The sequence below is a fragment of the Hymenobacter sp. YC55 genome, from assembly GCF_029433095.1.
Taxonomy (GTDB): Bacteria; Bacteroidota; Bacteroidia; order Cytophagales; family Hymenobacteraceae; genus Hymenobacter.
This window is the reverse complement of sequence record NZ_JARNTX010000001.1, coordinates 135,332-149,862: the sequence shown is the minus strand read 5'-3', so window position 1 is coordinate 149,862 and position 14,531 is coordinate 135,332. Positions and strand designations below refer to the sequence as shown.

Below are 14,531 nucleotides of genomic sequence, written 5' to 3'. Positions count from 1 at the left end.
GGAGTACCAGGGGGTTGATTGAAACCCAAAATCACTGAAAACATCAACTTGAAGCAGCCTTATCCTTTCAAACCAGACTTTAGCTTACTGTATTCGCTTTCCAACTCCACTGCGTGACCGAACAAGACGTAACTCGCCTCCTGGCCAAGCTGCCACCGCTACGCGAAGAAATTGCCAAAGTAATTGTTGGGCAGCACGAGGTGTTAGACGAGGTGCTAGTCGCCTTATTAGCCGGGGGCCATGCGCTCCTCGAAGGCGTACCGGGTCTAGCTAAAACCCTGCTCGTGCGCACCTTGGCTTCCGCTACCGACCTACCTTTCCGCCGCATCCAGTTCACGCCCGACCTGATGCCAACCGACATTCTCGGCACTGAAATCTTGGAGGAAGACCACGGCACCGGCCATCGGTCCTTTAAGTTCAACGAAGGTCCCATCTTCGCCAGCTTGGTCTTGGCCGACGAAATCAACCGGACGCCGCCCAAAACGCAGGCGGCTCTGCTCGAAGCCATGCAGGAAGGCCACGTAACCTACGCCGGCCAAGAACATGCGCTACCCAAGCCGTTTTTCCTGCTGGCCACCCAGAACCCCATCGAGCAGTCGGGTACGTACCCATTGCCCGAAGCGCAGCTCGACCGTTTTCTGTTGTATATCCGCATCGGCTACCCCACCGAGCAAGAGGAACTGGCCGTGCTCAGCGGCACCACTGGTACGGCCCGCCCCGAAGTGCGCCCTGTGCTCAGCGGTGCCGATGTGCGGCAATTGCAGCAATTGGTTCGGCAGGTCAGCTTGAGCAACGAGTTGCTGGCATTTGTCAACCGTTTGGTGCGGGCCACGCGCCCGGCTACGTCGGAGGTGAAGTTCATTCGGGACTACGGGCGTTGGGGCGCTGGTCCGCGCGCCGGTCAGGCCCTGATATTGTGCGCCAAAGCTCGCGCCTTGCTGCAAGGCCGCTTTGCGGCCACGCTAGACGACATTCGCGCCTTGGCCCCGGCTGTTTTGCGCCACCGGGTGCTGCTCAACTTCAACGCCGAAGCCGAGAACCTGACGGCCGATGATGCTGTGCGGGAGTTGCTGAAGGGAGTTGCGGTGTAAAGCTGTGTTTCTTGTTAAACAAGAAACGACCACGCGTAAACCCTTACCGGCAAGCAAAATCGAGCAACGAAAACCAATCTTATGCTGACGCCTGAAATCCTCCATGCGCTGCGCAACCTGCCGCTAGCTGCCAAACAGGCGGCGGAAGGCTTCCTGCACGGCCAGCACCAAAGCCGGCGGCACGGCACGGGCATGGAGTTCAGCCAGTACCGGCCCTACCAGCCCGGCGACGACCTGCGCCGCCTCGACTGGCGCCTAGCTGCCCGCTCCGACCGGTACTACCTGCGCGAGTCGGAGGTCGATACCAGCTTAACGGTGCACCTGCTGCTGGACGCTACGGCCAGCATGAACCACCGCGACGATAACGGCCTGCGCAAGCTCGATTATGCGCGCCTGCTCCTAGCGGCCTTAGCATACATTGCCACTCAGCAAGGCGACGCGGTTGGGCTCACCATTCTACATCCGACGGGCTTGCAGCATTTGCCGCCCCGCGCCGACGCTCGCCAACTGGCCCGCCTCTACCACGCCCTCGAAACCACCGAAGCCACTGGTACTTTCCCCGATGCGGGCACGCTGGCCCCACTTACAGCCCGCCGCCAACGTGCGCTTACTGTGTGCGTGAGTGACTTGTACGAGCAGGAATCCGAAATCGAAAGCTTGCTGAAACGCCTACGCACCACTTCCGGCGAGGTACTGCTGCTGCATGTGCTAGCCCGCAACGAGCTGGAATTCACTTTCCGTGGGGCCATTACCTTTGAAGACCTAGAAACTGGCCAGCGCCTACAGCTCGACGCCGACCAACAGCGCGCCACCTGGCAGCAGCAGCTACAAGCGTGGCTGGAAACCACTGCGCAACAAGCTCGCCGTCGCGGCTTCGACTACCATCAGCTGAGCACCGCCGACCCGCTCGACCGAGCCATGCGCGAGTTTATGCGCAGAAGAATGCTCTTGTCCTGATTGCTCCTCCCTCCTACCCCACAACCAACTCACCTTCTCTACTCAGCTGCTTTGGCTTCGTTTACCTCTTATAGCCTCCACGATGCAATGGCCGGGCTGCTAGCCCTGTTGGCGCTGGCAATACCACTCGCTATTCACCTCTGGAACCGCCGTCCGGGCCGGACGGTGCAAGTAGGGAGTGTGCGTTGGCTGGCGGCAGCGGCCAATCGGCGGCTTCGCAACCTGCGGCTCGAACAGGTGTGGCTGCTGTTGCTGCGCGCCGCGGTGGTAGCATTGCTGGCGCTGGCCGTAGCGCAGCCGGTTTGGCTGCGGAGCTTGGCGCAGCCGCCCGTACGCGGCCAAGTGCTGCTTTCGCCAGAAGTATTGCGCCCCGACGTATTGCCCGCTTTGCGCCCTAGTGTCGATTCGTTGCGCCGCCGTGGGTTTGCGCTGCGACTTTTTGCACCTCATTTTCAAGCAATTTCAACGCAGGCTTGGGCCAGCCCTGACTCACTGGCTAAGCTGTCGGCGCCGCTGGGGGCCACGGCGCTAGCGGCTGGAGCACCCTCGGTTTCGGGTTCGGCTACGCTGCCCGATGACTACTGGGCCCGGGCGCAACAAGCCACCGACTCATTCCCTGACCAGCCACTACGCATCGTATCGGGAGCAACACGCAAGCACTTCACTGGCCCGCGCCCCGTTCTGCCAACTCGCCTAACGTGGCAGACGGTGCCGCTACCCGACTCGGCGGTGTGGCTAGCCGACGCGGCCGTAGCAAAGCCCGGTACTCTACGCTTGCTGGTTGGGCGCAGCACCGAAGATGCTACTACATTTCGGGTGGTGCAGCAACCAGTACCCGGCGCAGCAGCACCGCTGACCGTGGCTGGTTTGCCTGAACTGCATTACCAACCTGCCCAGGCCGGGCACTCCGCCACCATCGAGCAGCCCAACCGCCCACCGGTATCGGTAGCTGCCAATCCGTTGCGGGTAGTGCTCTACGCCGATGCGGGGCATACCGAGTCGGCGCGCTACGTGCGGGCGGCCCTGGAAGCTGCCGGTATTGGCTTGGCACAGCGCCTGGAAATAACTCCTGGCTCCCCCACGGCGGCCTTCGCGGAAGCTACCGCGCCCGATTGGCTTTTCTGGCTGAGTGATAAGCCCGCGCCGGCTAGTTGGCTGACGCAGGTTGAGCGGGGGGCGCAGCTCTGGCAAGAAGCTGCTGGCGCCGGCAAGAAGGTTGAAACCGAGCTGAACCTAACCGGCCTGGCCACTGCTCCCCCCGTTGCCATCAGCCGCCTCGATACCACCATCAAGGCCGGTACTACCAAGCTGGTGCTGTGGCAAGATGGCACCGGCCGGCCCGTGCTTACCCACCAAACGAACGGGGCAGGTGGCATCTACCAGTTAGCAACCCGCCTGCAGCCCACGTGGAGCGGCCTCCCCGACAGCCCCGCGCTACCCGAGCTATTCCTGCAATTGCTGCGCCCGGCTGCTTCGCCCGATGCGTACGCCACCTCCGACGACCTGCGTCAGATAGACGCCCGCCAGCTTTCCGCCCCGGTTTCCTTGGTATCGGGAGTTAGTTCTTCTGCTCCTCAACAACCCTTGGAATTGGAAGCGCCAGTTGCCAACAACCTTGTTTTGGAAAGCTCTGATTTACGGCCGTGGGCAGTACTGGCCGCGTTGGTGCTGTTTGCAATAGAGCGGTGGCTAGCGGCCCGGCGCACTTCGGTTACTTCCACGACGTCTTCTCTATGAGTGTTGTTGCTACATCTTCTGTCTCTGGCCGAGAGCTGCTGCGTGAAATCAGCCGGCGCGAGGCCAATCGGCGCACCATAGCCCTGCTACTGCCCTTGGCAGCGGCTGTACTTGCGCTCGGCGCGTGGGCTCGGCACTGGCCGGCGGGCCCCTTCATTTTGGGCGGCGGGCTAGCAGTACTACTGCTTGGAGCCGGCTATTGGCTCTATCAGCTGCGTCAGCCTCGGCTACTGGCACTAACCCAACGCCTCGACCGGCTGCACCCCGAACTAGAAGACAGCACGGGCCTGCTGCTGCGCGATGAAAGTCAAAACTCCCTGAATCTGCTAGAGCAGTTGCAGCAGCAGCGCATCACAACCCGGCTGGCAACTCTTCAAGCGGAAACGCCCTACTTACTACCCTTTTCGTGGCGGCCCACGATGCTGGTTGCCGGCGTTTTGTTGTTGTTAATGGCGACTGGTATGTGGTGGCATCGGCCTACTAGTTCGATAGCACAAAATGCGTTGCCGGTGCATTTTCCGGCCGCCGAAACACCGACGCGACCGGGTCAGCCGGTGCCGGCCAAGCTGCTCGATACCCGCCTGCTGGTGCAACCGCCCACTTATACTCGCCGCGCCGCCTTCACTCCTACCAGTCTTTCGTTTAGCTGCCCGAGCGGCTCGCGGGTTCGCTGGACAGTGCGCGTAAACCAAGCCACCAGAACTGCGCCAGTGCTAGAGCTAGGCTCCAAACGCATAGTCTTCCGGGGCTTAGCGGGCCGCCCTACCGAGTTTGTGGCTGATGTTCCGGTAACCACCTCGACGCTGTACCGCCTCCGTTTCGCTGGGCAAGTTTCCGACGACTACGCCCTCGATGTAGTGCCTGACCAAGCACCGAGCCTCAAAATTCAAACGCCCAAACCGTACACCCTTATTGAGTTTGGCCAGAGTTCGACGGTACCGGTGCGCGTGGACGTGCGCGACGATTACGGCCTCAGCGAAGCGCAACTGGTAGCAACAGTAGCGCAAGGGCAGGGCGAAGCCGTGAAGTTCAAGGAAGTGGTTACCAATCTTAGCGGTCAATTGCGCGGTCAGCCCCGCCAGGCTACGCTAGCTACCAGCTTGCGCCTACCAGTCCTCGGCCTCACTTACGGCGACGAGGTGTACTTCTATGTTAGGGCCCGCGACAATGCCCGCCACCTCACCCGCTCCGACACCTACCTCGTGCAGTGGGAAGATACTACTGTGCAAGATGGCCTCACCGATATGTCGATGAGTGTGAACGTGGTGCCGGCTTACTTCCGCAGTCAGCGCCAAATCATCATCGACACCGAAAAGCTGATGGCTGAGCGTGCTAGTTTGCCCGCCGCCGCGTTTGCCGAGCGCGCCAACAATCTAGGCTTCGACCAGAAGATGCTACGGTTGCGCTACGGCAAATTTCTGGGCGAAGAGTCGGAAAGTGGCTCGGGTGCGGCGGCCCCACAACCGCCCGCAAGTGCCGACACCAGCCACGAAGACCACGCGGGGGAGAAAGGCGCAGAAGCTGGCCACACTGACGGCGACGATCACGACCACGCGGCCGAAGCGCCAGCCGGGGGCGGAGCCGCCAACAACACCGCCGAGCTGATGGAGCCCTACATGCACCGCCACGACGACGCCGAAACCGCCGATTTTCTGGAGCCCGCCGTGAAAGCCAAGCTACGCGGCGTGCTGAACCAGATGTGGGAAGCCGAACTACGCTTACGCCTGGCCAAACCGGCTGAAGCTCGCCCCTACGAATACCGCGCGTTGCGCCTACTGAAACAAGTGCAGCAGCAAACCCGCGCCTACGTCCGCAAATCAGGTTTCGAGGCACCGGTGCTGCCCGAAGCTACTGCCCGCCTCTCCGGCGACCTGGCCGGGGCTGCTACGCCGCACTTGCAACAACAAACCACCCGGCCAGCTACCCAGCCCGAAATCCGGGACGCGCTACGCTTGCTGGCTGCCTTGCGCGCCGGCCAGCCCCCCCGCCCCGCCGACGCTGTTACGCTCGAGCGAGCCGGCCAAGCCGTAGCGCAAGCCGCCCTGCAACGCCCAGGAGCCTACCTAACCGCCGTGCGCGCCTTGCGCCAACTGGCTACGGACGCTCGCGCCAGCCGCCCGGCCTGTAGTACCTGCTTTACTCCCGCTGAATCGGCCCTTACTGCCCTACTTCCTGCGCCCCCGGAAGCTCCCATCCGCACCAGCAGCGGTGGCTCCTTGAGTCAGCGCTACTTTCAGAATTTGAACTCCCGTTAGCAACCCTCCCCCGCCGCCTAGCCCAGCAGGAGTGGCAGTCGGTAGATAGAGTTTTTGATGTCAACATCAGTTATGTCAGATCAGTCCATTTATTACGTCTTGCTCGTGGGGTGCCTGCTACTAGCTGTGGGCGTGTCGGTAGCCGCTTGGCGCCGGCCCGACACCCGGCGGCGCGCTGCCCGACTGCTGGCAGGTTTGCTGGCCGTGGCAGGACTATGGCTGATGGCTTACCCGCCGCAACGTACCGTAGCCGAACCGCAAGCCGAAGCTATTCTACTCACCGACGGCTACCAACCCGATACGTTGCGCGCGCTGCTTGGTCGTTTCGGCGCCCGCACTCGCGTGTGGCGCTTCAGCTTAAGCAGCTCGCAGCCAACTTCCGCCGACACGCCTACCGTAAGCAGCCTAACCACCGTGCGCGAGCAAATGCCCACGCTACGTCGCCTGCACCTGTTGGGCCGGGGGTTGCCCTCGGCGGTCCTGCCGGCGCTAGGTGCCGTGCGGCTGGTTCAACATGGTTCTTCCCCCTACGTTGGCTTCCGAAATACCCACTGGAACCGCACTCTGGAAGTAGGGCAGCCGCTCTTGCTGGAAGGCTACTTCGCGTCTTTGGCGGCTCGCAAACCAGGCCCTACGTGGGTACGCCTGCAAGTAGCCGGCGCCACCCGCGACTCGGTGCGGCTGCCCGCGGGGCATGGAGCATTCCGGTTGCGCTACGTACCCAAAACGGCGGGGCGAATGGTGGCTACCGTGTCGGCGGGGCCCAGTCGCCAGTTGCTGGCAAAGGAGCCCGTGCCGGTAGAAGTGGTACCAACGCGCCCCTTGCGGGTGTTGCTGCTAGCTGTTACGCCTTCCTTCGAGCTTAAATTCCTGAAAAACCACTTGGCGGCCCGGCAGCATGCTGTAGCGTGGCGGGCAGGTATCAGCCGCGGCCTCACCCAAACCGAGTTCAGCAACCAGCCCACCACCGACCTGAGCAGACTAACCCCTACCCTGCTGGCTCGCTATGACGTGCTGGTTACGGAAGCTAGCGCGCTAGCCGCTTTGCCCGCCGCCGAAGCCCAAACCCTACGAGCCGCGCAGCGCACGGCTGGTTTAGGAATAGTGGTGTTGGCGGAATCTGCGGCGCTGCCGGCCGTCGTACCGGGGCGAACAGAAATGCGCTTGGTTGTGCAGAATAGCTCTCTCAACCGGCCCCAACGCATCAACTGGCCCGATGCGCCCCCGGCCAGCACCCTGGTTCCCGGCACCCTTACGCTAGCCGGAGTAGCGCGTCCCTTGGTCACGCTGGCGAGTTCAGGGGCTGCGGTAGTGGCCAGCCAGCGCATAGGCTTGGGCAACGTGGTGATTTCCACGCTGCCTGAAACTTACGCTTGGCTGCTGCAAAATGCTTCGAGCACTTATGAAAGCTACTGGAGCCGGGTGCTGAGTGCTGCTGCTCGTCCGGCTGCTCCTACCACTCGCTGGACCTTGGTTGACCCATGGCCCCGCCCCCAGTTGCCGTTGCCACTCCGCCTATCGGGTTCCTTCCCAACGCAGCAGCCCGTGGTAGCCGGGGCTACCAATGCGCCGCTGGCTCGGCTGCCGTTGCAGCAAGACCCCGCCCTGCCGGAGTGGAGCACCACTACGTATTGGCCCACCGCGCCCGGCTGGCACCAACTTCAGCTGTCGGGGCAGCCAACGCAGTGGTTTTACGTGTTTGCGGCTTCCGACTGGCAAGGGCCTGAACTGCAGCGGCGCAGTCAGAGCGCTATTCCGTGGCTTACTACGGCGGCAGAACCTCTCCCGGCATTGGAGCGCACCGAACCGTGGCCTGTCGGGTGGTTTTTCGCTTTGTTTGTGTTGGCAGCGGGTTTCCTCTGGCTCGAAGAGAAACTGTAGCTCTGCTTCCGAGGCTTCAGCCCAAGAGCACCACAGCTTTACAAACGCTAATAGCGTATATCGGGGTGGCCACCTAAGCAAGGGTATGTGTCTCCGGCAAGGCCTATGTGGTAGCCACCTACCAGCAAACCTGCTGCCGTAGGGGTTAGTTGTTCGGCAGCATGATCAGCAAGCAAAGCGTTTCCAGCTAGCTGTACTTTCTTACGTTTCCCTACTTTACGAAGACAAGTACCCGTGCTTTCCGACATGTTTGATGACTCTATAAATGGTTGTAAGGCATTGTTGAAGCTCAACAGTTGCAATAGTGTATATAAATTTCGTTATTTTTTAATATTCGTTGATTTATTTTACACTTACCAAGAAGCTCAACACTAATTTTCAAAGTTGCTCATAAGGCGTTTACCGCCAGAACCAGAAAAACAAAGCCCGAACTCAGGGGAGTTCGGGCTTTGCAGCAATTTGACTGTCAATTGCTTGACAGAAGGCTTACTTTATTTGGTTGCAGTTGAGTCGGTAGTTGCGGGAGCAGCCGTAGCTGAAGAATCGCTGGCCATAGCAGACGAATCGGCAGAAGCAGGAGCCGTAGTTTCGGTGGTAGTCGTAGTTTCGGCGCCAGCTTCAGCGGCAGGCTTCGACTCGCAAGAGGCGAGGGCTACAGCGAAAAACAGAGCGGATACTTTCAGCAGGTTGTTCATTTGGTTGTAGGTTTGAAAAATTTTGTCTGAAAAACACGCTTAATACTCGACCATTAGAAAGGTAACCCAACAGTAAAATTTGTTTTTCAAACGGGTTACCGTGCATCCTTCATTGTATTAACAACTAAAGTGAATGGCGAAGGCCACTGCTTCTTATTCTTACACCGACGACGAGTTTGTAGCGGCTATCCGCTGCGGCGACGACCGGGCCCTGGCGCAGCTCTACCGACTGCACCTCCCTATGATTTCGCACTACGTGCTGCAAAACAGCGGCACCGAAGACGAAGCCAAGGATGTGTATCAGGAAGGGATAATGGTATTCTATGAGAAGGTACGCGACGGCTCGCTCGAGCTAAGCTGCCAGATCAAGACCTACCTCTACGCCGTGTGTCGCCGGCTCTGGCTGAAGCGGCTCACCGAGAAAACCCGCTTTGGCGGCCACCTCGATGACCACGAACCCTACCTCGAAACCGGGGCGGAAGCGGATTTGGTGGAGGCAGAAGAGCGGGACCGGCGTTTTGCAACAATGAGCGAAGCCTTGGACCTAATTGGCGAGCCTTGTCGTTCACTTTTAGAAGGCTTTTACCTGCTCGACAAGTCGATGCAGCAACTCACGGCGGAGTTCGGCTACACCAACGCCGACAACGCCAAAAACCAGAAGTACAAGTGCCTGGTACGCTTGAAAAAATTGTTTTTCACGAATTATCAGGAGTCGGAACCTTAGAAGAATATGTGAGAGATGAGCGTAGTGAAGCGAGTGGTTTGCGGCACTATTCTCCCCTCTAAGCCCTACTAATACCTGCGGACCTCAACCACCCGCACTAATGCTATGATGACCGAAGCTGACTATTACGCTTTATTTGACGCCTACCGACAAGGTGAGCTGGAAATGCCAGCCCGCCTGAATCTGGAGCGCCGCCTCGCCGCCGACCCGGTGCTGGCGCAGCGCTTTGCCGAATTCGAAGACGTAACCAGCACCTTGAGCGGCTACGGCCATCGGCTGAACACGCGCCGTAAGCTACGGGCCATTCAAGCCGAGATTGATGCCGAGCAGGCCGTGAAGCTTCACTCCGACGAAGAGGTGCTGGAAACGGGCCACCCCACTATGCCTACGCTGCATATTTCGCGCACCGAGCAAAAGTTGCGCGAGTTCTGGCAGAGCCACCGCGCTACCATGATGGTAGCGGCGTCGGTGGCGGTAATGGCCGTGTTTACCACGCTGCTCGGTATCGAGTGGTGGCGCGCTTCGCAAAAGCCTTCTCTCTACGGCTACACCGTGTTGCGCCGCGAGGTAGAGCGCATCAAGCGCACGCAACGCGCCATGAACCGCGCCATTCAGGGCCAAGGCGATACGCCCGAAGCCGCTAAGGAAGGCAAGTTTAGCGGTACGGGCTTTGCCCTCACCTCCGACGGCTACCTCGTAACCAGCTACCACGTCATTCAGGGAGCCGACTCGCTGCTCATTGAAGGCCGCGACCAGCAGCGCTTCCGCGCCGAGCCCGTGTTCACCGACGTGGCGCACGATTTGGCCATTCTGCGCATCAAAGACAAGTCTTTTCGCAGCTTTGGCCGCCTGCCCTACTCGTTTAAGCGCGGTACCGCCGACCTAGGCGAGAAAGTATACACGCTGGGTTATCCGCGCGAAGACTTGGTTTTCAACGATGGTTCGCTGAGCGCCCGCTCGGGCTTTGAAGGCGATTCGGCCTTCTACCAAATCAGCATTCCGGTGAACCCTGGCAACTCGGGCGGGCCGCTGCTCGACGAGCGGGGCAACCTGATTGGCATAATCAGTGGCCGGCAGATGGACGTGCAAAGCGCCGCTTTTGCCACCAAGTCGTCGTACCTGATGCGCTTGGTCGATTCGTTGTCGGCGGCTGGTGCCGGGCATCCATACACGTTGCCGCGCGGCAACCAGTTGGCGGGCAGTTCCCGTCCGAACCAGATTCGTAAGCTCCAGGACTACGTGTTCGTGGTGAAGGTCTACGAATAACTGAAAGAGTAGCTTAGCAGAGGTTCTTGGTGACAAGACCTCTTACCCTACCTAGCGTCTGATAGCAACAAGCCCCGCCGTTTTTCGGTGGGGCTTTTTTGTTGTGGCAGGTTTCTGCTGCTTAGCCAGCTGCAGTGGGTAGTGTTTTGGTGAGAGAGTGAACGTTGTAAGGTAGCCTTCATTAAACTTTCACTATTTTAATAACTCATTAGAAGATAGCTTGCTACTGGTCCGAGCAATGCTTTATTTCAGCTCTTTCCTGCCACTCTCACCACACTGCCTATGAACCGTAGAGCTTTCCTCAACAAACCAGCTACCACCTTAGCGGCCCCGATAACGGCGGTGCTGGCGCGCCCAGCCATAGGCATTGATGATCCGCCCGCCGACGACGAAACCATCAGCCGCTTCGCCAACACCAGCTTGCCCACCGAGCCACGTTCCTTGGCGGGCATTTCCCTCTACACTGGCTCTTGGGGCTATGCGCAAGCGGCTCACCTATTGCGGCGCTGCCTGTTTGGGCCAACCCGTGCCGAAATCAATACGGCTGCCAGCCAGACGCTGGCAGAAGTGGTGGACAGGCTACTTACTGCTCCCGCTGCGCCTGCTCCGCCTCTCAACGTATCGGCTACGGATACGAGCGTGCCGCAGGGCCAGACCTGGGTAACCGAACCTTTCAACCAGACTTTCGAGGGTGCCCGGCGCTCGTCGTTACGGGCCTGGTGGATGGGTCAGCTAGTGGGGCAAGGTACCTCGCTGAGCGAGAAGATGACGCTATTTTGGCACAACCACTTCGTGATTGAGCTTGGCGACATCAACGACGCCCGCTACGGCTACCAGTATTGCGCGCTGCTTCGGCAACACGCCCTTGGCAACATCCGGCAGCTGACCGAGGAAGTGACCGTGGCCCCGGCCATGCTCCGCTACCTCAACGGCAACCAAAGCACGGCCAACGCTCCCAACGAAAACTATGGCCGCGAGCTGCTGGAGCTGTTTACGGTAGGCAAAGGCCCTCTGATTGGCCCCGTCAACTACACCAACTATACTGAGGCCGACGTGCAGGCCGCCGCTAAGGTGCTTACCGGCTGGCGCGACAATACCACCACTATTGCGGGCTACTACACCGCTTCTCGCCATAATACCACCACTAAGCAGTTCAGCGCCGCCTTCCAGAATGCTACCATCGCCAACCTCGGCGACCAGGAATACAAGGCACTAATTGCCTTGATATTTGCACAGCAGGAAACCGCCAAGTTTCTGTGCCGCAAGCTCTACCGCTGGTTTGTGTACTACGTCATTGACGCTACCACCGAGGCGGAAGTAATTGAGCCGCTGGCGCGGCTGCTCGTTGCCAACAACTACAACGTGGCACCCGTGCTGCGGACCTTGCTGTCGAGCGAGCATTTCTATGATGCCGTGAATATGGGCTGCGTGATTAAAAGCCCGCTGGATTTCACGGTGGGTACCTGCCGGCAGTTGCAGATGGTGTTTCCGGCGGCCAGCAACCTAGTAGCACAATACGGCATGTGGGACTACCTCAACAGCTCGACCAACGTGCAGCAGCAGTACCTCGGCGACCCGCCGAACGTAGCGGGCTGGCCCGCCTACTGGCAAACCCCGCAGTACTACGAAATGTGGATCAACGCTGTGACGCTGCCCCGCCGCAACCAGCTCACCGACCTGTTCATTAGCACCAACGGCTACTCCCGCAACGGCGCCAACATCAAGATCAACGTCATCGACTTGGTGCTTTCGCTGCCGCCGGCCACCGCCGCCGACCCCAACCTGCTGATTGCGGAACTGGCCCAGCTGCTGCTGCCCATCACCCTAACGGCTAACCAGCTCACGTATCTCAACGACACGCTGCTACCGGGCTTACCCGACTTTGAATGGACCGTGGAATGGCAACAATACCTGGCGGCTCCTACCAATACCACCCGAAAAGCGGCCGTCGAAACCAAGCTTCGGGCTCTGCTGCGCACCATGATGGGGCTGGCTGAATATCATCTTAGCTGAAGAGTAACTGTGCCTTTGAGCTACCGAGCGGTGCTAGTGGAAAGCACTGTTCTGCTACTCAGCCTCTCTACTCAGTTACTTTCTCACGCAGTTACCAGACCACGTATGAAACGCAGACATTTCCTCCAGACCACGGCTGCCGCTACGGTGCTGCCCACGCTGCTCGGTGGCTTGCCCATTGGGGCCTACGGGTTTTCGCCCGAGTTATTCGACATAACAGGCGGGGCCACGCAAACCGACCGGGTGCTTGTGCTTATTCAGCTTAACGGCGGCAACGACGGGCTGAACATGATAATCCCCACCGACCAGTATTCGGCCCTGATGAACGCGCGGGCCGACATTGCCATTCCGCAAAACCAGGTGCTGCCGCTTAGCGTCAACACGGGCATTCACCCAGCCATGGCTGGCATAAAAAACCTGTACGAGAATGGCCAGATTGGGGTGGTGCAAGCCGTAGGCTACCCCAATGCCAACTACTCGCACTTCCGGGCCACCGACATCTGGACCTCGGGCTCCGATTCCAACGTAACCATCACTTCGGGTTGGGCCGGGCGCTACCTCAACGGCGAATACGCCGACTACCCGAACGGCTACCCCAGCACCGCCAACCCCGACCCGCTGGCCATCAGTATCGGGTCGGTGGTAAGCAACTGCGTGCAGGGGCCGAGCGTGAACATGGGTATGGCCATTGCCAGTACTTCGTCGTTCTACCAGCTGCTTTCGGGCGGCGTCGATGCTGCCCCGAACACGCCAGCCGGTCACGAGCTAACTTTTATTCGGCAAGTAATTGCCCAGACGCAGGTATATACCACGGCCATCCAAACCGCGGCCCGGCGGGCTACCAACCTCTCGCCCCTCTACCCTACTGCGGGTCAAAACGCACTGGCCGACCAGCTCAAGATTGTGGCGCAACTGGTGGCGGGCGGCTTGCAAACCCGCATCTACGTTTGCAACCTTGGCGGCTTCGATACACACTCGGCGCAGGTGCCAACTACGGGCAGCACCACCACCGGTACGCACGCTACCTTGCTCGGCAAGATTTCCCAAGCCTTGGAGGTCTTCCAGGACGATGTGCGCCGCCTGAACGTGCAAGACCGGGTGGTGGGTATGACGTTCTCGGAGTTTGGCCGCCGGATTAAAGCCAATTCCTCGAAGGGCACCGACCACGGTGCGGCGGCTCCGCTCATCGTGTTTGGCACGAGCGTCAACCCGGTTTTGCACGGCACCAACCCCGTGCTGCCCGCCAACGCTGGCGTGAACGACCAAGTACCCATGCAATTCGATTTCCGGGCCATCTACGCCAGCATCCTCAAAGACTGGTTCAAAGTCACCCAAACGACGATCAACGAATTGCTACCTTCTTCCACCAGTCCGTTCCCGTATGTGCCGGTGATTCGGCCAGGGGTGGTGAATGGCACGGCTTCGGCTGCCAAAACCAACGTGGCGGGCTTCAGCGTGTACCCTAACCCCGTTCGGGACCGAGCCACGGTGGAATTCACGGGTGAGGGCGGCCACGTGCAAGTGCTGGTGTATGATGCAGTAGGCCGCGAAGTAGTTCGCCTCCTGGACCGCACTTTATCCCGCGGGCCGCACAAGATTCCGCTCGATGTCTCGCAGCTTGCAGCCGGCTCTTACTACTGCCACGTGCAGGAAGGGCCACGCGTTAGCTCGCGGCTACTGGTGGTGTTATAGCCCGGTTTTACCGCTGGGCTCTGCACCGCTGCTATTTTGCAAATCCGCTCGATTAAGAGAGTTTTTACTGGTGAAACACCGGTTGAATTTGCGCCTGTATTACCTGGTTGAGCTTGATTTTTCTTTATTCTTTCCTGTAAAAATCCTGGCATTGAGGCAGCCCGAAGCTAGCTTTTTGCGTACACGCCCTCCAGTGGCCTAGCCACTTGCAGTGCTCACT

General features: G+C 59.8%; 10 protein-coding genes. 9 read left to right on the top strand and 1 reads right to left on the bottom strand.

The window, feature by feature from the left end:
• Window positions 1-113 precede the first annotated feature (113 nt).
• The 5 genes from P1X16_RS00650 to P1X16_RS00630 all read left to right on the top strand — a co-directional run bounded on the left by P1X16_RS00650 (window position 114) and on the right by P1X16_RS00630 (window position 7,921).
• Window positions 114-1,091, top strand: coding sequence for a MoxR family ATPase (locus tag P1X16_RS00650; RefSeq protein ID WP_277225407.1), 978 nt, complete (start codon window positions 114-116; stop codon window positions 1,089-1,091).
• 81 nt (window positions 1,092-1,172) lie between these two features.
• On the top strand, window positions 1,173-2,048 hold the full coding sequence (locus P1X16_RS00645; protein WP_277225404.1) for a DUF58 domain-containing protein: 876 nt from the start codon (window positions 1,173-1,175) through the stop codon (window positions 2,046-2,048).
• Between the two features lie 51 nt (window positions 2,049-2,099).
• Window positions 2,100-3,785 carry a BatA domain-containing protein gene (locus P1X16_RS00640; protein WP_277225401.1) on the top strand — a complete coding sequence of 562 codons (1,686 nt, stop codon included), beginning with the start codon at window positions 2,100-2,102 and terminating at the stop codon, window positions 3,783-3,785.
• A complete protein-coding gene (locus P1X16_RS00635; protein ID WP_277225399.1) occupies window positions 3,782-6,040 on the top strand; it encodes a hypothetical protein in 2,259 nt (752 codons plus the stop codon). Before P1X16_RS00640 ends, P1X16_RS00635 begins: the two co-directional genes overlap by 4 nt.
• A gap of 72 nt (window positions 6,041-6,112) precedes the next feature.
• Window positions 6,113-7,921: a hypothetical protein gene (locus P1X16_RS00630; RefSeq protein ID WP_277225397.1), complete on the top strand. Its 1,809-nt coding sequence runs from the start codon at window positions 6,113-6,115 to the stop codon at window positions 7,919-7,921.
• A 491-nt stretch (window positions 7,922-8,412) separates the two neighbouring features.
• Here P1X16_RS00630 and P1X16_RS00625 read toward each other — a convergent pair whose 3' ends face one another.
• Entirely contained in the window at window positions 8,413-8,616 is a 204-nt protein-coding gene (locus P1X16_RS00625) for a hypothetical protein (protein ID WP_277225395.1), read from the bottom strand.
• A gap of 133 nt (window positions 8,617-8,749) precedes the next feature.
• Between P1X16_RS00625 and P1X16_RS00620 the strand changes: the two genes are divergently transcribed.
• The 4 genes from P1X16_RS00620 to P1X16_RS00605 all read left to right on the top strand — a co-directional run bounded on the left by P1X16_RS00620 (window position 8,750) and on the right by P1X16_RS00605 (window position 14,311).
• Window positions 8,750-9,340, top strand: a complete 591-nt coding sequence (locus P1X16_RS00620) for a sigma-70 family RNA polymerase sigma factor (protein ID WP_277225393.1) — start codon at window positions 8,750-8,752, stop codon at window positions 9,338-9,340.
• 105 nt (window positions 9,341-9,445) lie between these two features.
• Window positions 9,446-10,606, top strand: coding sequence for a serine protease (locus P1X16_RS00615; RefSeq protein ID WP_277225391.1), 1,161 nt, complete (start codon window positions 9,446-9,448; stop codon window positions 10,604-10,606).
• Window positions 10,607-10,888: 282 nt separating this feature from the next.
• Entirely contained in the window at window positions 10,889-12,619 is a 1,731-nt protein-coding gene (locus P1X16_RS00610; protein ID WP_277225389.1) for a DUF1800 domain-containing protein, read from the top strand.
• 105 nt (window positions 12,620-12,724) lie between these two features.
• Complete coding sequence (locus P1X16_RS00605; RefSeq protein ID WP_277225386.1) at window positions 12,725-14,311, top strand: DUF1501 domain-containing protein; 1,587 nt, start codon at window positions 12,725-12,727, stop codon at window positions 14,309-14,311.
• Window positions 14,312-14,531: the final 220 nt, after the last annotated feature.

Coding starts and splice junctions, on each gene's coding strand:
- P1X16_RS00645 (WP_277225404.1), top strand. CDS start 1,173: ATGCTGACGCCTGAAATCCTCCATGCGCTGCGCAACCTGCCGCTAGCT.
- P1X16_RS00635 (WP_277225399.1), top strand. CDS start 3,782: ATGAGTGTTGTTGCTACATCTTCTGTCTCTGGCCGAGAGCTGCTGCGT.
- P1X16_RS00630 (WP_277225397.1), top strand. CDS start 6,113: ATGTCAGATCAGTCCATTTATTACGTCTTGCTCGTGGGGTGCCTGCTA.
- P1X16_RS00625 (WP_277225395.1), bottom strand. CDS start 8,616: ATGAACAACCTGCTGAAAGTATCCGCTCTGTTTTTCGCTGTAGCCCTC.
- P1X16_RS00620 (WP_277225393.1), top strand. CDS start 8,750: ATGGCGAAGGCCACTGCTTCTTATTCTTACACCGACGACGAGTTTGTA.
- P1X16_RS00615 (WP_277225391.1), top strand. CDS start 9,446: ATGATGACCGAAGCTGACTATTACGCTTTATTTGACGCCTACCGACAA.
- P1X16_RS00610 (WP_277225389.1), top strand. CDS start 10,889: ATGAACCGTAGAGCTTTCCTCAACAAACCAGCTACCACCTTAGCGGCC.
- P1X16_RS00605 (WP_277225386.1), top strand. CDS start 12,725: ATGAAACGCAGACATTTCCTCCAGACCACGGCTGCCGCTACGGTGCTG.